The organism is Methylobacterium sp. UNCCL125 (assembly GCF_900116795.1).
Classification (GTDB): domain Bacteria; phylum Pseudomonadota; class Alphaproteobacteria; order Rhizobiales; family Beijerinckiaceae; genus Methylobacterium; species Methylobacterium fujisawaense.
Genome location: NZ_FPBW01000004.1, coordinates 98068 through 115453, shown reverse-complemented (window position 1 = coordinate 115453; position 17386 = coordinate 98068). Strand labels below are relative to the sequence as shown.

At 70.5% G+C, this 17386-nt stretch carries 14 protein-coding genes and 1 other annotated feature; of the genes, 6 read left to right on the top strand and 8 right to left on the bottom strand.

Annotated elements, in window-relative coordinates; genetic code table 11:
- Positions 1–47 precede the first annotated feature (47 nt).
- Complete coding sequence (locus BM396_RS04165; protein ID WP_043351658.1) at positions 48–449, top strand: PTS sugar transporter subunit IIA; 402 nt, start codon at positions 48–50, stop codon at positions 447–449.
- Positions 450–458: 9 nt separating this feature from the next.
- On the opposite strand, the gene BM396_RS04160 is transcribed toward BM396_RS04165, so the two are convergent.
- From BM396_RS04160 to BM396_RS04130, 7 genes are all read right to left on the bottom strand, one after another.
- A complete protein-coding gene (locus BM396_RS04160; RefSeq protein WP_081948543.1) occupies positions 459–1346 on the bottom strand; it encodes an EamA family transporter in 888 nt (295 codons plus the stop codon).
- 214 nt (positions 1347–1560) lie between these two features.
- Complete coding sequence (hslU, locus tag BM396_RS04155; protein ID WP_043351661.1) at positions 1561–2874, bottom strand: ATP-dependent protease ATPase subunit HslU; 1314 nt, start codon at positions 2872–2874, stop codon at positions 1561–1563.
- A 101-nt stretch (positions 2875–2975) separates the two neighbouring features.
- Complete coding sequence (locus tag BM396_RS04150; protein WP_043378497.1) at positions 2976–4472, bottom strand: SulP family inorganic anion transporter; 1497 nt, start codon at positions 4470–4472, stop codon at positions 2976–2978.
- A gap of 60 nt (positions 4473–4532) precedes the next feature.
- Positions 4533–4588 (bottom strand) — a sequence feature (sul1 is cis-regulatory element that is thought to sense ions involved in sulfur or methionine metabolism; They are found in Alphaproteobacteria).
- A 64-nt stretch (positions 4589–4652) separates the two neighbouring features.
- Positions 4653–6323 (bottom strand): methyl-accepting chemotaxis protein, encoded by a 1671-nt coding sequence (locus tag BM396_RS04145; protein ID WP_043351674.1) that lies wholly within the window; start codon positions 6321–6323, stop codon positions 4653–4655.
- 135 nt (positions 6324–6458) lie between these two features.
- Positions 6459–8147: a methyl-accepting chemotaxis protein gene (locus tag BM396_RS04140; protein WP_091994680.1), complete on the bottom strand. Its 1689-nt coding sequence runs from the start codon at positions 8145–8147 to the stop codon at positions 6459–6461.
- A 496-nt stretch (positions 8148–8643) separates the two neighbouring features.
- On the bottom strand, positions 8644–9171 hold the full coding sequence (gene hslV, locus BM396_RS04135) for an ATP-dependent protease subunit HslV (protein WP_043351688.1): 528 nt from the start codon (positions 9169–9171) through the stop codon (positions 8644–8646).
- A 128-nt stretch (positions 9172–9299) separates the two neighbouring features.
- The gene (locus BM396_RS04130; RefSeq protein WP_043378491.1) at positions 9300–10109 is read right to left on the bottom strand and encodes an SGNH/GDSL hydrolase family protein; all 810 of its coding nucleotides are present in this window, start codon (positions 10107–10109) and stop codon (positions 9300–9302) included.
- A gap of 289 nt (positions 10110–10398) precedes the next feature.
- Between BM396_RS04130 and BM396_RS04125 the strand changes: the two genes are divergently transcribed.
- From BM396_RS04125 to BM396_RS04115, 3 genes are all read left to right on the top strand, one after another.
- Positions 10399–11637, top strand: a complete 1239-nt coding sequence (locus tag BM396_RS04125; RefSeq protein ID WP_043378956.1) for an MSMEG_0565 family glycosyltransferase — start codon at positions 10399–10401, stop codon at positions 11635–11637.
- A complete protein-coding gene (locus BM396_RS04120; protein WP_043351680.1) occupies positions 11630–11908 on the top strand; it encodes an MSMEG_0570 family nitrogen starvation response protein in 279 nt (92 codons plus the stop codon). Before BM396_RS04125 ends, BM396_RS04120 begins: the two co-directional genes overlap by 8 nt.
- 156 nt (positions 11909–12064) lie before the next feature.
- Positions 12065–12364: a hypothetical protein gene (locus BM396_RS04115; protein ID WP_078947409.1), complete on the top strand. Its 300-nt coding sequence runs from the start codon at positions 12065–12067 to the stop codon at positions 12362–12364.
- A gap of 44 nt (positions 12365–12408) precedes the next feature.
- Here BM396_RS04115 and selB read toward each other — a convergent pair whose 3' ends face one another.
- The gene (gene selB, locus BM396_RS04110; RefSeq protein WP_051975921.1) at positions 12409–14346 is read right to left on the bottom strand and encodes a selenocysteine-specific translation elongation factor; all 1938 of its coding nucleotides are present in this window, start codon (positions 14344–14346) and stop codon (positions 12409–12411) included.
- 360 nt (positions 14347–14706) lie between these two features.
- Here selB and BM396_RS04105 point away from each other — a divergent pair, with 360 nt between their 5' ends.
- Positions 14707–16224 (top strand): CYTH and CHAD domain-containing protein, encoded by a 1518-nt coding sequence (locus BM396_RS04105; protein WP_043378483.1) that lies wholly within the window; start codon positions 14707–14709, stop codon positions 16222–16224.
- Between the two features lie 674 nt (positions 16225–16898).
- Entirely contained in the window at positions 16899–17360 is a 462-nt protein-coding gene (locus BM396_RS04100; protein WP_043351693.1) for a tellurite resistance TerB family protein, read from the top strand.
- Positions 17361–17386: the final 26 nt, after the last annotated feature.

Genomic DNA, 17386 nt, shown 5'->3' with positions numbered 1-17386 from the left:
GCGATGCACAACATGGCGGCATTCACAGGACGTTGGAACACGTGTCGATGATTGGCATGGTGCTCGTAACTCACGGGCTACTGGCGACCGAGTTCAAGGCCGCTCTGGAGCACGTGGTCGGCCCGCAGGATCAGATCGAGACGATCACGATCGGGCCGGAAGACGATATGGAATTGCGACGGCGGGACATCATGTCCGCGGTCTGTCGGGTGAATACCGGTGAGGGCGTGGTCGTGCTCACCGACATGTTCGGCGGCACGCCGTCGAACCTCGCCCTGTCCTGCATGAACGGCGGCTCGGTGGAGGTCGTGGCGGGCATCAACCTGCCGATGCTGATCAAGCTGGCCAGCGTCCGCGACGAGGAGAAGCTCGGCGACGCCGTGCTTCACGCCCAGGAAGCGGGCCGCAAATACATCAACGTCGCCTCGCGGGTTCTGGCGGGGAAGTAGTCTTCACGATCAGGCTTCCAGTACGGCCGCGGTCGGGGCCGTCCGCCGCGTGCTCACGGTGATTCCCACGGAGGCCGCGATCACCAGTCCGATCGCCAGCCATTGGATGGGACTGATTCGCTCCCCCAGGAGAACGAGGCCGGCGCAGGCCGCCACGGCGGGTTCCAGGCTCATCAGGACGCCGAAGCTCTTCCGGTCGAGCCGGCGCAGGGCGAACATCTCCAGGGAATAGGGCAGGGCACTCGACATCACCGCCACGCCAAGGCCTGCGGCCAGGATGCCGGGGCTGAGCAGGGCAGGTCCGGCCTCCGACAGGCCGAAGGGCGCCACCACGATGGCCGCCGTGAACATGCCGAGGGACACGGCCTGGCCGCCGTCGATCCGCCCCGCGCGCTGTCCGAACAGGATGTAGAGCGCCCAGCACAGGGCCGCGCCGAGATCGAGCAGGATCCCGATCGGATCGAGTCCGTCCTGACCGGAGATCGGCAGGAGCAGCGCGAGTCCGGCGACCGCCACGCCGATCCACAGGAAATCCGACCGGCGGCGCGACGCGATCAGAGCGACGGCCAGCGGCCCGACGAACTCGATGGCCACGGCCGGTCCGAGGGGCAGCCGTGCCAGGGCGAGATAGAACAGGAGGTTCATCAGCCCGAGGGCCGTCCCGTAGAGGGCGATCCAGCCGGCCTCGCGCGCCGGGAGGCTGCGCCGCCACGGCCGCCAGACGGCAACGAGGATCAGGGCCGAGAAGCCGACCCGCAGGGCGGACGTCCCGGATGCACCGACCGCCGGAAACAGGCTCTTGGCGAAGGTCGCTCCGCTCTGGAGGGAGACCATGCCGGTCACCAGCGCGGCGACCGAGAGCATCGTGTCGCCGATGCCGAATCTTATGCGTGACACGCGTCGACATTCCCCAGCACCGCGCCCCGGCGCGGGCCTAGCAGACGCGGCGGCCGCGAAGGGCCGCGCCGGGCCGCATGGCTCACGCCACCCTCAATCATGACTGGAGGTTCCGGGACCGCGTCGCGAAGCCCGGGCTCGCCTCTGGCGCTCCGGCGCGGCGCTCCGGAATGACGGCGTGGCCGCAAACCGGAGCGCGGATGACGTCCAGGTCCTAGAGGATGAACCGACTCAGATCGGCGTTGGACGCCAGGTCCTGAACCCGCTCGCGCACATAGGCCGCGTCGATCGGCACCGTCTCGCCGGAGCGGTCTGTGGCGGTGAAGGAGATCTCGTCGATCACCCGTTCGAGAACCGTCTGAAGCCGGCGGGCACCGATGTTCTCCACTGAGGAATTCACCTCGACCGCGACCCGGGCGAGCGCGTCGACGGCGTCGTCCGTGAAGGACAGGGTCACGCCCTCCGTTTCCATCAGCGCGACCGTCTGCTTGATCAGGCTCGCCTCGGTGGCGGTGAGAATCTGCTTGAAGTCGTCCACCGTCAGCGGCTGCAACTCCACGCGGATCGGCAGGCGGCCCTGCAGCTCGGGCAGGAGGTCGGACGGCTTCGAGACGTGGAAGGCGCCCGAGGCGATGAACAGGACGTGGTCCGTCTTCACCGGGCCGTGCTTGGTGGCGACCGTGGTGCCTTCGATCAACGGCAGAAGGTCGCGCTGTACGCCCTCGCGGGACACGTCGCCGGAGGACCGGCCCTCGCGGGCACAGATCTTGTCGATCTCGTCGAGGAACACGATGCCGTTGTTCTCGACCTCGCCGATCGCCTCGCGGACCAGCGCCTCGTCGTCGACGAGCTTATCGGATTCCTCGGCCATCAGGGGCGCATAGGCGTCCCGGACCAGGATCCGGCGCGGCTTGCCGCGCTGGCCGCCGAGTGCCTTGCCGAGCATGTCGCCGATGTTGATCGCGCCCATGGAGGCCCCCGGTACACCGGGAATCTCGAACATCGGCATACCCGTGGGGGCGCCGGAGGTCAGCTCCAGCTCCACCTCCTTGTCGTCGAGCTCGCTGTTGCGGAGCTTGCGCCGGAAGCTGTCACGGGTGGCCTGGCTGGCGGTCGGCCCGACGAGGGCGTCGAGGAGGCGGTTCTCGGCCGCGGCTTCGGCCTTGGCCTTCACGCCCTCGCGCTTTACCTGCCGGGTCAGGCCGATCGCCACTTCGACGAGATCACGGATGATCTGCTCGACATCGCGGCCGACATAGCCGACCTCGGTGAACTTGGTGGCCTCGACCTTGAGGAACGGGGCGTTGGCGAGCCGGGCGAGGCGGCGGGCGATCTCGGTCTTTCCGCACCCGGTCGGCCCGATCATCAGGATGTTCTTGGGCGCGACCTCCTCGCGGAGCGGACCGATCAGCTGCTGGCGTCGCCAGCGATTGCGCAGCGCGATCGCCACGGCGCGCTTGGCGTCGTGTTGCCCGACGATGAAGCGATCGAGTTCGGACACGATCTCGCGCGGAGAGAACGTCGTCACCGCTGTGCCATCCCTGTTCCCGGCCCGAAATCGGCCCCGCGCCGGGAATGGGGTCCCACGCGGCCCCGCGCAAGGGGGCGCCGCGTGGGCCGATAGCCGCCTCAATGCGCTGCCGGCACCGCTGTAACGCCGGGCTTGTCGTGCTGGCCGAACCGCTCGACGAGGGTCGAGCTGGCGGCGTTGAGGCCGACGACCTCGACGAGGCGCCCGCGGGCGCGGGCCTTCAGCACCACCCGGTCGAGGGCTGCGACGGCCGAGATGTCCCAGAAATGCGCCGCGTTGACGTCGATCACGAGACGCTCGACCGGCTCCAGCACGTCGATCGCCTCGGAGAACGTGCCGGCGGAGGCGAAGAACACCTGCCCGGTGATGGCGTAGGTGCGGGTCCGGCCATCGGCCGAGAGGCTGGAGGTGATCCGGTTGAGACGGGAGACCTTGCCGGCGAAGAACACGCCCGAGAGCAGCACGCCGACCAGCACGCCGATGGCGAGATCCTTCGTGGCCACGACGACCAGGACGGTGGCCAGCATCACCGCGGAGGATGGCAGCGGGTTGGTCCGCAGGCGGGCCAGGGAGCGCCAGGAGAAGGTGTTGATCGAGACCATGATCATCACGGCGGTCAGGGCCGCCACGGGCACCACGGCGAGCAGATCCTGTAGCGCCACGAGGAGCAGCAGCAGGAAGGCGCCGGCCACCAGCGTCGAGAGGCGGCCGCGGGCGCCCGAGGAGACGTTGATCACCGACTGGCCGATCATCGCGCAGCCGCCCATGCCGCCGAACACCGCGGAGGCCATGTTGGCCACGCCCTGGCCCATGCATTCGCGGTTCTTGTCGCTGCCTGTGTCGGTCAGGTCATCGACGATCTGCGCGGTGAGCAGGCTCTCCAGCAGGCCGACCGCGGCCAACGTCGCCGCGTAGGGCAGAAGGATCCGCAGGGTCTCGAAGGTGAGGGGCACGTCCGGCAGGGCGAAGCTCGGCAGCGCCGAGGGCAGGGCGCCGAGATGGGCGACCGTGCGGACGTCGAGGTGGAAGATCGCGGTGATCGCCGTCAGCACCGCGATGGCGATGAGCGGGGCGGGGATCGCGCGGGTGATCCGCGGCACACCGTAGATGATCGCCAAGCCCAGGGCGATGAGCCCGTAGGTCGCCGGCGTGACGCCGGTCAGTTCGGGCATCTGCGCCAGGAAGATCAGGATCGCCAGGGCGTTGACGAAGCCGGTCATCACCGACTGCGAGACGAACCGCATCAGCCGGCCCAACCGGAGGAGGCCGGCCAGGATCTGGATCACGCCCATCAGGATGGTGGCGGCGAAGAGGTACTGCACCCCGTGGTCGCGCACGAGCTCGACCATCACGACGGCGGTGGCGGCGGTGGCGGCCGAGATCATGGCGGGGCGGCCGCCCGCGAAGGCGATGGTGCAGGCGATGACCACGGAGGCGTAGAGGCCGACCTTCGGGTCGACGCCGGCGATGACCGAGAAGCCGATGGCCTCAGGGATCAGCGCGAGGGCGACGACGATCCCCGAGAGGGTGTCGCCGCGGATGTTGGATGTCCACGACCGGAGAAACCCGGTCTGTCCGGGTGAGCTGAGTGACATGCTTGATTCCGCACGAGCGGCGTGCCCGCGTCGCTGGCGGGTCATGGCGCGTCTCGAATGCGTGGTCCGGCGGATCGGCGGCCGGAAGAGCCACCCGGGCTTTCACCGGGTCCTTGCGAATGCGCGGACCCTAGGGGCCTGCGCGCTGCAATGCAACATCCGCGCGCAGCGGAGGGACCGTCAGGCCGCCCGGACCTGCGCCACGAAGCCCGCCACCTCGCTCCCCAGCCCGTTGGAGCGGCGGGCGATGTCGGCGGCGGCCGCCAGCACCTCCGCGGCGCTCGCGCCGGTCTCGCGGGCTGCACCCAGGACCAGCGCCATGGTCTCGGTGACGGAGCGGGTGCCGCTCGCGGCCTCCGAGACGCTGCGGGCGATTTCCTGCGTGGCCAATTGCTGCTCCTCGACGGCCGCGGCCACACCGAGGGCGATGCCGTGGACCTGCTCGATCGTGCCGCCGATCTCCTCGATCGCGGCGACGGCCTCGTGGGTCGCCGCCCGCATGGCGGCGATCTGCCCGGCGATCTCTTCGGTGGCCTTGGCGGTCTGGGTGGCCAGATCCTTGACCTCGGTGGCGACGACCGCGAAGCCGCGTCCGGCCTCGCCGGCGCGGGCGGCCTCGATCGTCGCGTTGAGCGCCAGCAGGTTGGTCTGGCCGGCAATCGTGGAGATGAGGGAGACGACCTGCCCGATGCCCTCGGCGCTGCGGGCGAGGGCCTGGACGCTCGTCCGGGTCCGCCGCGTCGCTTCGACGGCCCCCTCGGCCGCGGTGGAGGTCTGCGTGACCTGAACGCCGATCTCGCTCGCCGTCGCGGCGAGTTCCTCGGTGGCGGCGGCGACGGCCTCGACGTTGTAGGCGGTGGTCTCGGCGGCGCGGGTCACGGCCTGGGACTGCGTGCCGGCGTGATCGGCGTTGCCCGCCATGGTGGCGGCGGCGCGTTCCAAGCCGGCTGCCGCTCCGGCCAGGTGATCGACCAGCCCGCCGAGGTTGCTTTGGAACTGATCGGCGAGCCCGGCCATCTCGGAACGCTTGCGCGCCGCCGTATCGACCCGCATCCGCTCGTGCTCGTGCCGGAGGGTCTCGGCCTCGCGCATCGTGTCGCTGAAGACCTGCATGCTGGTCCAGATCGCCCCGATCTCGTCGCGCCCCGGCTTGATCGCGGGCAGGGTCAGGTCGCCGCGCGAGAGGCGCTGGATCGCCTCCGAGACCGCCCGCAGCGGCCGGGCGATCTGCCGCTGCCCGATGAGCAGGCCCAGAGCGCAGCAGATCGCGGTTCCGGCCAGCGCGAGGCCGAGGAGGAGCAGAGTCCGCGCCTGGAACAGCGCCTGGGTGTCCGACTTGATCGCCGCCATCTCGGTCCGGCCCTGCTTCACCAGGGCATCGATGCTCGCCTGGAAGACTTTGCGGTTGGCGCGATTGGCGTCGTTGAAGCCGAGTTCGGCGGCCGCCTTGGGGCCGGTCGTGTCGCCAGCCTCCGCGAGGGCGCTGCGCAGGGTCCGGAACGCCTCGGCATTGCGCACCATGGCGTCGAAGAGCGGGCGCTCGGCCTCGGTCACCCGCGGCGCCCAGTCCGCCCGGAGCGCGTCCATCTCGGCCAGACCCTTGCGGATGCCGGCGGTGTACTTGGCCGCCTCCGTGCGGTCGGCGGAGGCGTAGACGCCCCGCGAATCCATGGTCACTTCGGCGGCGAGGCGGTTGAAGTTGGCGGCGTCGAGCGCCCGGATCGAGGCGTTCTCGACGCTCGTGAGGGAATGCTCGAAGCTTCTCAGCGTCGCGACGCTGACCCCGGCCACGATCAGCGTCGTCAGGCTGCACGCGCCGACGAAGCCCAGAAGTTTTCCGCCGATTTTCATTGAGATCCAACCGCAGAGGCTCGATTGGCGCTAAAATGCCGGTTATTCGTCAAAGCTGCGTAAACTAATCGCCGTCGGCATTATTTGTTTTGACGAACGGGCCTCCGTCGCCGGAAGCCCGCTGCGCGGCACTGCTCACGCCGCGCGGACGCTCACGAGGAACCGGTCGACCTCGGCGGTCAGCTTCTCCGATTGCCGCGAAAGCTCGGACGCCGCGTCGAGCACCTGGCCGGCCGCCATGCCGGTCTCCTCGGCGGCGCCCGCAACACCCGAGATGTTGCTCGTCACCTCGCCGGCGCCGACCGCCGCCTGCGCGACATTCCGGACGATCTCCTGCGTGGCCGCGCCCTGTTGCTCGACTGCGGCGGCGATCGAGGTGGCGACGCCACTGATCTCCCGGATCCGCTCGGTGATGCCGCCGATCGACGTCACGGCCTGACCGGTCACCGCCTGGATCTGCGCGATCTGGCCGGAAATCTCGTGGGTCGCCTTCGCGGTCTGCTCGGCCAGCGCCTTCACCTCGGCGGCGACGACGGCGAAACCCTTGCCGGCGGCACCGGCGCGGGCGGCCTCGATGGTGGCGTTCAGCGCCAGCAGGTTGGTCTGGCCGGCGATGTTCGAGATCAGGCCGACCACGTCGCCGATCCGCGATACGGAATTGCTCAGCTCCTGGACCAGGGCGCCGGTCTGGTCGGCGTCCGAGACGGCGCGCTGCGCCAGATGGGCCGAACCGTCCACCTGCCGGCCGATTTCCTGGACCGAGGAGCCCAGCTGCTCGGCCGCCGCCGCCACCGTGTTCACGTTGGTGGCCGCCTCTTCGGCGGCTGCCGCCACCGTGGTCGACTGGCTCGACGTCTCGGAGGCGGTCGCCGACATGGTCCGCGCGGTCGCCTGCAGCTCCGTGGCCGAGGACGACACCATCCCGACGATCCCGCCCACGGCGCGATCGAAGCTGTCGGCCAGCTCGATCATGGTCCGCCGCCGCTCGGCGGCCGCCGCGGTGTCGGCGATCTGCTTGATCTCGGCATCTTCGGCCGCCTTCCTGGCGACCATGGTCTTGATTCCCTCCACGGCCCGCCCGACCGCGCCGATCTCGTCGCCGCGTCGGGCCTCCGCGATCTCGGCCTCGATCTCACCCCGGGCCATCCGCTGGAGCACCGCGACGAGCCGGCCAAGCGGGCGGGTCAGCATCGCGAAGACCAGGAACGCCAGAAGCGCTGCGATGAGGACGCTGGCCACGCTGCCGAGAAGACTGGCGAGATAGGCCGCGCTGAACGAGCGTCCCTGTTCGTCGCTGCGGGCCGCGAGGAGCTCCCGCTCGGCCTGGTCCGCGTCGGCAAGCTTCGCGCGCAGGGCGTCCATGGACGCCTTCCCGGCCCCGCTCGCCTCGATCTGGCGCGCCGCGTCGAGCTGGCCCGCCTCGACGAGGGCGATCTCGTTCCGGGCGATGTCGTTCGACCAGGTCGCGGCCAAGCTGTTCACGGCCGCCAGGCGCGCCTGCTGCGCTGCGTTGTCCACCGTGAGCGCCTGCGCGGTCTCCAGCGCCGCCTTGTAGGCCTTCTGGCCGTTGCGGAACGGCTCCAGAAATTTCGGGTCGCCCGAGAGCAGATAGCCGCGGAGCCCCGTTTCCTGGTTCAGCATCGACTGCGTCACGCCGTCGAGCGCAGAGATGACCTGGTAGGTATGCTCCGTAAGATGATTGACCCGCTCGATCGACGTTAGATGACTGTATCCGATCGCGCTGATCCCAACCGTGACCGCCGCTAAGCTGCCGAAGGCGGCGGTCAGTTTCGTCACGATGCGGACGTCATTAATCGATCGCATAGTTCAGCCCTCAGCGCGCATGTTGCGCGACGAATTTTGCTTATTATGGGCCGACTATGCATTTTATAGCGTAAAAATTCCCTTACCTATGCAGTCGTCATCGTAATTTTTGGCTGGAACGGCGCCGCGAAAGGGCGGCTGCGGCGCTCAAATTTCAGTGATGGATCCGAGGGCTATCGTACTCGATAGATGAGATGCACAAGATTTAACGGATTTGACCGTTTTGACATCACTCGGTTAATTGAACGAGGAATTGCCATTGCCGAATATCGGATTGTGAAGATTTCCCGTCGCCGGCTGAGGTCACTTCTCATCCCCAAAGCACGCGAATACGACCCGCATCGCAAAGTCCGCTGCGTGCGCGATGAGGATGCGCCGCGTAGCCCGCCCCGGCGGGGCATGAGCGCCCCGACGATCCGGATGCGGGCGGCCACGGTGCGAGAAGCGGCGTCGATCGTACGGTGTCGACGCCGGCTCAGGCGGCAGCCGCGGGAGGTCAGGCTTCGAGGGTCTCGATCACCAGATTGCCGTTCGTGTAGACGCAGATCTCCGCGGCGATCCCCATGGCGCGCCGGACGATCGCCTCTGCATCGAGGTCTCCGTCTTCCAGCGCGCGGGCGGCCGCCAGGGCGTAATTGCCGCCCGAGCCGATGGCCATGACGCCGCTTTCCGGTTCCAGCACATCGCCGGAGCCCGACAGAAGCAGGCTGACATCGCGGTCGGCGACCAGCATCATCGCCTCGAGGCGGCGGAGGTAGCGATCCGTCCGCCAATCCTTGGTGAGTTCGACGCAGGCCCGCGTCAGCTGACCGGGATATTGCTCAAGCTTGGCTTCGAGGCGTTCGAACAGGGTGAAGGCGTCCGCCGTGGCGCCGGCGAAGCCGCCGATCACCGCGCCCTTGGCCAGGCGCCGGACCTTGCGGGCATTCCCCTTCACGATGGTCTGGCCCAGGCTGACCTGACCGTCGCCGCCGATGACGACACGGCCGCCCTTGCGCACCATCAGGATCGTGGTCGCGTGCATCTGGGGCACCGCGCCCCGGTCTTCATACCTGAATGCATCCTGGCTCAAGGTTCGGCTCCGCTCTCGATCGCGCCGAGATGGGGAGCTTCGCCGGCCGAGTCCAGCCGGAAGGGGCGGTGGGGCGCCCTCTATTCGGCCACAGGCTCGAAGCTCCGCACAGGACCCGCATCCTGCAGGATCGATTGCGCCGCGGCCTCGGCCAGGAGGGCGTAGCCGCGATCGGCCATGTGGAGCCCGTCGGCGGCGAAGAGCTGCTTGGTGGTCAGCTTACCCTCGCGCACCCAGCCGTGCATGAGATCGGCGCGGCGGATCACCGGAACGTCGAGGTCGTCGCCGATGCTGCGGACCGCGTCACGGAAGCGGGAGGCGCCCGGCGTGGCTTCCAGCTTCGGGCACCATTGCGGTTCCATCAGCACCACGTCGATCCCGGCCTCGCGGATCCGGCGGATGGCCGACACGGTGGCCTCGCGGAAATGTTCGACCGAGACCCCGCGCAGCGGGTCGTTGCTGCCCGTCTGCCAGATCACGAGCTGCGGTTCGGCCGCGATGACGTCCCGGTCGAGCCGCGCCAGCATGTCGTCGACGTGCTCGCCGCCGATCCCGCGATTGATGACCGCGACATCGATTCCGTGCAGCTTCTTGCGCAGGTCGATCTGGAGGCGGGCCGGGTAGGCGTTGGCCGGGCTCGAGGCGCCGATACCCTGCGTCGAGGACGAGCCGAAGGCCACGATCTTCAGCGGCGCGCCGATGGCGATCTGACGGGCGACGTGCGGCAGGTCCGGACTCTCACGCAGGTCGAGACCCAGCATGTCGAGCGATTCGGGCAGGAGGTCCGCATAGGCCAGAACCGCCGTCGGCAGGACCAGCAAGGCGCTGAGCAAGCCCAGACGGCGCAGCAGTTTGCGGGCGGGGAAGGCAGTGTTCAGCGACTTGGACACGGGACCGACGGCTCCGGCTCACGTGAGCGTTAGATACAGTCTGACACACGGTGCTGAAAAGAGCGGTTCCGTGCCGACCTTGAAAACACACTGAATTCGTAACGCAAAATTAGGCGGCTTTTGGGGCTGGCGACCGGCCGGCCCCCGAAACGGCGCCGACGCGACGTTTCGGCAGGATGCTGCCGCATCCGGCATGAACCATGCGACCGGTGCTGGGCGCATCTCCGTGAGGGCGGCGGAGCGCGTGGTCAGGGTTTCGGGCGCGATCCCCGACCGGCTTGAGGCCTCCATGAACCGTCCCCCGGTCGGCCGCTTGCGCATCGCGATCCTCACGCACTCGACCCATCCGCGCGGCGGCGTGGCCCACGCTCTGGCTCTCGGAGAGGCCCTGTGCCGGCTCGGCCACGAGGCGGTCGTCCACGCCCCCGATCCGACCGGACGCGGCTTCTTCCGCGCGGCGCGATGTCCGGCGATCTCGGTCGCGGCTAAGCCGGTGGGCGGATCGGCTGCCGCGCTGGTCGGTGCCCGGATCGCCGACTACCTCGCGCATTTCTCCACCCCCGCCGCCTGCGACTTCGATGTGTTTCACGCTCAATGCTGCATCAGCGGCAACGCCCTCGCCACGTTGACCCGCCGCCGCCTCATCCCGGGCTTCGTGCGCACCGTCCACCACATCGATGCGTCTACGGATGCGCAGCTTGCGCAGTGGGAGGAGCGGGCGATCCTCGATGCCGGGCGCCTGCTCTGCCTCAGCCGGACCTGGGCGGCGACGCTGGCCGTGGAATACGGCGCCCGGGCCGAGGTGGTCGGCACCGGCGTGGACAGCCAGACCTACACGCCCGATCCCGGACCGGAGGACGAGGCTCTCCGTCGAAGCCTCGGTCTCGGCGGCGGCCCGGTCTTCCTCAGCGTCGGCGGGTTCGAGGCGCGCAAGAACACGTTGGCGGTGATCGAGGCCTTCGCGGCCCTGCGTCGCGCCCATCCCGGCGCGCAGCTCGTCGTGGCCGGCGGCGCCTCGCTGCTCGACCATGCGGGATACGAGGCCCGCTGCTGCGCCGCCCTCGAGCGCGAGGGGCTCGCGGTCGGCACCGGCCGTCCGGTGATCCGCACCGGCCCGGTGGACCAGGCAGACATGCCGAGCCTCTACCGGATCGCCGATACCCTGGTGTTTCCCTCGCTCATGGAAGGCTACGGCCTGTGCGTCCTGGAGGCCATGGCCTGCGGCACGCCGGTGATCGTCTCCGCCCGTCCGCCGTTCACCGAGTATCTCGCCCCCGGCGAGGCCCTGTCGGTGAACCCGGAAGACACGGGCGCCATCGCGGCGGCCATGGAGGCCAGTCTCGAACCGGGCCGGCGGGGGCGCCTGCGCAATGCCGGCCGGGAGGTCGCCCGGGCCCATGTCTGGGACGCCTGCGCCGCGCGCCACCTGCCGACCTACGCGGAACTGGCGCCCCGGGACGCGCCGGTGCTGCCGGCCGCGACGGGGGCGGCGGCCTGGAACACCCTTCGGATCCCCCGCGATGCCTGAGATGCGTTTCCATATCCGCTGGCCGGATGGCACCCGCGAGGCCTGCTACGCGCCCTCGCTGGTGATCAAGGAGCACCTCGCGGTCGGGCAGGACTATCCCGTCGCGGAATTCGTCGCCCTGAGCCGCCTTGCCCTGGGCATCGCCAGCGCGCGCGTCCGCGCCCGCTACGGGTTTCCCTGCGGCCGCGCCGAGGCGCAGCTCGCCCGGATCGAGGAAACCGCGCGCCGGCAGGCGCCGGGAACCGTGCACGTCGAATCCTTCGAGGTCTGACGCCGGGCTTCGATCGGCCCGGCCGCGGGGCTTCGGACCCCAGGGGGACGGGAGCGCCGTCCGCGACGAGCGGCCTTGCGGCGAGGCGACGCAGGACGGGTGAGCGTCCCCGGCGGGTTGTCCGCAGGATCGATGGGACGAGGACAGGCGTCGGCGATGATGACCCGGATTGCGGCGGCCCTGGTCCTGGCCGCGTCACCCGCCGCGGCGCAGACGCGGCCGTCCAGCACGGCCATGACCTGCCAGCAGACGATCCGCCTCGTTCAGGCCCGGGGCGCCCTGGTCTTGGGGACCGGCGGCATGACCTACGACCGGTTCGTCCGCGACCGGTCGTTCTGCGAGCCCACCGAAATCGCCAAGCGCGCCTTCCGTCCGACCCGGGACAACCCGAACTGCCTGATCGGCTACACCTGCTACGAGCCGGGGGCCGGCGACTGGTTCGGCGCTGACTACTAGTCCGCTTACTGGTCCGCGGCGTCGTTGGAGCGCCCCGGCGGCCGTCAGCCCGCGTCCGTTGCGGCGCGCGCGGGTTCGAGGGCCACGATCACTCGGCGATCCCCCGCCCGGCGGGTGAAGCCCGTCGCGTCGAGGTGCTCCAGCAGGGGGATCGAGAACTTGCGCGAGATTCCCAGCGTGGCGCCCGCTTCCCGGGCCAGGAAGCCCATGTCCGGCGTCCCGGCCTCGGGGAAGGCCTCCACGAGGCGGGTCTTGGCGGTGGCGACCGCCTCCCGGTGGAACAGGACGGCGCGGCGCTGGACCCGGTCGACGGCGCGGATCACCGTGCCGGCGCCCACGAGGTAGGTGAGCGCTTCGCGCCGCCGCACGTCGCGTCCGATGGCCTCCGCCTCGTCGGGCGGGCTGAGTCCGGCGCGGCGGAAGACCTGTTCCAGCCGGCGGGCGGCCTCGCTCTCGTTGCGGGCCGGGTCGAACTCGGCTCGCCGCCACAGGGCGCCCGCCTGGGCGACAGCGCCCGCGGCCGCGAGGTCGCGCAGCACCGCACCGGTCACCGTCTCGGGCAGCGCCAGGGCACGGGCGAGCCGCTCCAGGGCGATCCCGTGATCCATCGGGTTGTCGCGGTGATGGTGGGCGAGGGCCGCCAGCGTGCCGCTGCGCAGGGCCGCGAAGGCTGCGGCGCCGATGTAGCGGTCGCCGATCGCGCGAGCGCCCGCTTCGGAGAGAATCTGCCGGGCGCGCTCCGGCGCGATGCCGGCGATCCGGGCGAGTTCTGTGAGGGGTGCCCCGGCCGCGCCCAGCTGACCGAGGCGGACCGTGATCGCCTCTCCGGCATGGCCTGCCGCGAGTGCGGCCAGGTCCGCCATGACCCGCGGGTCGTGGCGCCGACGGCGGCGGCTCGCCGGATCGAGGATCCGCCCGCCTGCCACTGTGACGGAGGGCGAGTCGAGCCGCAGCACGAAAGGCTCCCGTGCCGGCACGGCGACCGGTTCGCCGAGATGGAGTTGGGCCTGGGTGCTGGCGCCGGGCTCCAGGGCATCACGGTCGAGCAGGCGCAGCCGCGCCTCGACCTCGGTGGTCCCGAACAGAAGGCGACAGGCCGAGCCGCCCGCCAGGGCGTCCGCACCGGCCGCCGCGGTGATCGCCACGTCGAGCCACGCGCTCGGGGCGAGCAGGCCCGGCGGCGACAAAGCCTGCCCGCGGGCGACCTCGTCGAGGTCGATCCCGCGCAGGGCGACGGCGGTGCGGCGCCCGGGCTCGGCGCGCTCCACCGCACGTCCGTGAATCTGGAGGCCACGCACCACCGCCGTGCGGCCGCCGGGCGCGATCTCCACCGTGTCGCCGACGGCGAGCGGTCCGCGCCGCAGCGTCCCGGTGACGACGGTGCCGAATCCCGGCCGGGAGAAGACCCGGTCCACCGGAAGATACGGGAAGCCGTCGTCGCGGCCGGGCTCCGTCTCGTCCAGCAGCCCCGACAGAGCGGCCGACAGCTCCGGCAGGCCGGCGCCGGTGACAGTCGACGTCGCGATGACCGGACCGGCCGCGATCCCCGCGCGGGCGGCGGCGGCGGCGATCTCGGCCGCGCGGGCCGCCACGGTCTCGGGCGTCGCCAGGTCCGCCTTGGTCAGAGCCAGCACGCCGCGGCGCACGCCGATGAGGCGGGCGATCTCCAGATGCTCCACCGTCTGCGGCTTGATGCCCTCGTGCGCGTCCACCGCCAGCAGGACGGCCCGCATGCCGGTGGCGCCGGAAATCATGGCGCGGACGAACCGCTCGTGGCCCGGCAGATCCACGAGGTCGATCTCACCGCGATCGGACGCCAGCAACGCGAAGCCCGGCACGATGGATACGCCGCGGGCGCGCTCCTCCTTCAGCCGGTCGGTCTCGACGCCCGTGAGCGCCCGGACGAGGGCCGTCTTGCCGTGATCGACGTGCCCGATCACGCCGACGAGGAGTGTCTTCAATGCAGTCACCGACCGGACCATCTCCGCGGTGCCGCCGTCCACCCGGGGCGCACCGCTCGCGCGAAAGAAGAATCCGCCGCGCCGGCGCGTTGCGGCGCCGTTGGCCGCCGGACGGTCGGGGCGGGGGCGTGCGCGGCAGATGGATTGTGGACAATTTGTCTTGCCACGTCGTGCCGTTCCGGGAAAGCGCGTTTTTAACGCAGTGCAGCATGGGGCTTCCGTGCCGGAGTGCCGCGCTCTCTGCTTGACGCCGGGAGGCCTGCCGCCTTTGGTGGATCGGGTGCGTCGGACGGTCACGCCCCGATGCCGATGCCGCGCGGGCCGATGCAACCCAGGGGCATCTGTGCATCGTTAGGCGAGGCAGGTCATCAAGAGGAGCGTATGAGCGACACCGAGAGCCACGCCGCCGAGGAACCCCGCGAGGTCGAGTTGAAGCTCGACTGCGCCGGTCCGGACCTGACGGCGCTCGCGTCCCACCCCCGGCTGAAGCACGCGGCGACAGCCGAGCCCGAACGGTTGGTCACCACCTATTACGACACCCCCGACGGCGCGCTTCGCGAGGCCGGCTTGACCCTCCGGGTGCGCGCCAAGGGCGGCCGGCACGTCCAGACCGTGAAGGCCGGGAGCGGCGGCGTCGGCCTGTTCGACCGGGCCGAGTGGGAAACCGAGATCGCCGGTGAAGCGCCCGACCCGGCCGCCTGGGCCGACACGGCGGCGGAGCGGATCCTGCGCAAGGCCGACGCCCCGCTGGAGCGGGTCTTCTCCACCGTCGTGATGCGCCGGGAGATCCCGGTGGAGGAGGGCACGTCCCGGATTCTCGTCACCCTGGACGAGGGCCAGGTCGAGACTGCGCGGGGCCATGCACCGCTCTGCGAAGTCGAGCTGGAACTCCAGGACGGCGACCCGGCCGATCTGTTCGTCCTGGCCCAGTCCCTCGCCGAGACCGTGCCGCTGCGCCTCGGCGTGCGCGCGAAGAGCGCGGTCGGCTACGCCCTGCTCGACGGGCGCGGCCCGGCGGTGGTTAAGGCCGAGCCGGTGGACCTGCCGGAGGGAGCGAGTGCCGGGGACGTCTTCCGTCACGTGGCGCGCGCCTGCCTGCGCCACATGCGCCTCAACGAAACCGCTTTCCTGGAGGGGGGGCGCCCGCCCGAGGCCCTGCACCAGATCCGCGTCTCCCTGCGGCGCCTGCGCTCGGCGCTGTCGCTGTTCGGCCCGATGCTGCAGGCCGATCCCCGGGCCGCGGGCTTCAACGATTCGATCAAGCAGGTCACCGAGCCATTCGGTCACGCCCGCAACCTCGACGTGTTCCTCAGCGACACGCTTCCGGATCTCGCGAAGCAGCGGCCCGACGAGCCCGGCCTCGACGCGCTGCGCCAGCGGGCCGAAGCGGAGCGCGCCGTCGCCTACGAGGCCGTGATGGCGACCCTGGAAAGCCCGCGATGGCGCGCGCTCATCATCGACCTGGCCGGCTGGGTCGAGGCGGGGTCCTGGGCCGACGGGCCCGACGCCGCCGTCGACGGGCGGCACTTCGCGGCGCAGGTGCTCGACAAGGCGCGGTCGCGGCTGAAGAAGCGCGGGCGCGGTCTCCGACACCTCGACCCGCATACCCGCCATCGGGCCCGGATCGCCGCCAAGAAGCTGCGCTACGGCGCCGAGTTCTTCGCCGATCTCTACCGGAAGAAGAAAGCAGTCCGCCGGCAGGAGAAGTTCGGCGCCGCACTCTCGGACCTGCAGGACCATCTCGGCGCACTCAACGATCTGGAGACGGCCCGGTCGATGACCGAGAGCCTGTCCGGCCCGCCGATGCCGGGACCGGACGACCCCGGGGCGCAGAAGCTGCTCGACGCCGCCGCGGAGGCCCGGTCCGACCTCCTCGACGTCAAGCCGTTCTGGCGCTGACGCGATCCGGGCCGCCCTGCGGGCCGGAGCCGGGTCTGCGCGGCGCCCCTCGTGAGAGCGGTGCCGCGCAGGCCATCCTGACCTGCGCGCCCGGCATCTCGTCGTCTCCGGGGGGCGTCTGATCCGGAGAGGCGGATTCGGGATCGTCGAGAACTCTGACCGTCGGGGGAGCCCGGCGCCGCAACGGCGACCCGCGTCGACGGGGCGAGCGCCCGAACCGTACCGGAGGCCGAACGGGTCGATCCGCGTCGCGCCGAGCCACGGAATGCGCTTTTTGACGGACGGAGCGCCGACCGACCCGGGGCGTTTATCGGCGCGGGTTACAGATCCGGCGCCCGCCGGCCCGCGGCCCTGTCGATAGCAGCGGAGTATTGCCCGGGGGAGACCGCCGCCGGCTCGAAGCGCGGGCCTGGGGGGCACCCGAACGTCGTTCCGGCGGCGTGACGACGTGCACGGCTTCCGCGGAGGGGGAATCGCTGAAGCCGCATTTCGCCGGCCGCGCTTTGGAACGCGGTCGGCCGAAAAACTCGCATGGCCATGTTGCCGAAGGATGTCTGGTCTCGGGATCCGACCCCTTTTATGGGCTGACCTTCGGGGATGGGTTTCCTCCGCGCCGCCGTCTGCTATCCCTCCCGATCACTCCCGACGTCCGACCCTGCCGCCGACAGTCCCGAATGAGCCTTCTGCGCGATCTCTTCGGCCATGTCGGCCGTACCGTGACGGCCTATGCCGGTGACAAGGCGCTGATGCTCGCGGCGGTCTCGGCCGCGGCCAACGTCATCGTCGCCGACGGCGAGGTCGCCGGTCCGGAATTCGACGCGGCTCTGCTCGGCCTGAAGGCCGACCCGGTCCTGATGAAGGGCTACGACGCTTTGATGCTGGAGACCGAACTCTACGAGGGCATCGCCCGGGCGCGGACCCGGCTCGGCCGGGCCGAGAATCTGCGCCATGTGGCGGCGGTCGCCGAGCGCCCCGCGAACCAGCGCGAGAACGTCTTCTTGATCGCCGCGGACGTCGCCGATCAGGACGGGATCAGCAACATCGAGGCGAGCGCCCTCGGCGAGATCGCCGTAGCCCTGCGGGTCGACGCGATCGGACTGCTCCGCGCGAATCCGGTCCGACGCCCGCCGGTCTGACAGATCCGGTTGGCATCGCGGTTGCT

Coding starts and splice junctions, on each gene's coding strand:
- BM396_RS04165 (WP_043351658.1), top strand. CDS start 48: ATGATTGGCATGGTGCTCGTAACTCACGGGCTACTGGCGACCGAGTTC.
- BM396_RS04150 (WP_043378497.1), bottom strand. CDS start 4,472: ATGTCACTCAGCTCACCCGGACAGACCGGGTTTCTCCGGTCGTGGACA.
- BM396_RS04145 (WP_043351674.1), bottom strand. CDS start 6,323: ATGAAAATCGGCGGAAAACTTCTGGGCTTCGTCGGCGCGTGCAGCCTG.
- BM396_RS04140 (WP_091994680.1), bottom strand. CDS start 8,147: ATGCGATCGATTAATGACGTCCGCATCGTGACGAAACTGACCGCCGCC.
- hslV (WP_043351688.1), bottom strand. CDS start 9,171: ATGCACGCGACCACGATCCTGATGGTGCGCAAGGGCGGCCGTGTCGTC.
- BM396_RS04125 (WP_043378956.1), top strand. CDS start 10,399: ATGAACCGTCCCCCGGTCGGCCGCTTGCGCATCGCGATCCTCACGCAC.
- BM396_RS04120 (WP_043351680.1), top strand. CDS start 11,630: ATGCCTGAGATGCGTTTCCATATCCGCTGGCCGGATGGCACCCGCGAG.
- BM396_RS04115 (WP_078947409.1), top strand. CDS start 12,065: ATGATGACCCGGATTGCGGCGGCCCTGGTCCTGGCCGCGTCACCCGCC.
- selB (WP_051975921.1), bottom strand. CDS start 14,346: ATGGTCCGGTCGGTGACTGCATTGAAGACACTCCTCGTCGGCGTGATC.
- BM396_RS04105 (WP_043378483.1), top strand. CDS start 14,707: ATGAGCGACACCGAGAGCCACGCCGCCGAGGAACCCCGCGAGGTCGAG.
- BM396_RS04100 (WP_043351693.1), top strand. CDS start 16,899: ATGAGCCTTCTGCGCGATCTCTTCGGCCATGTCGGCCGTACCGTGACG.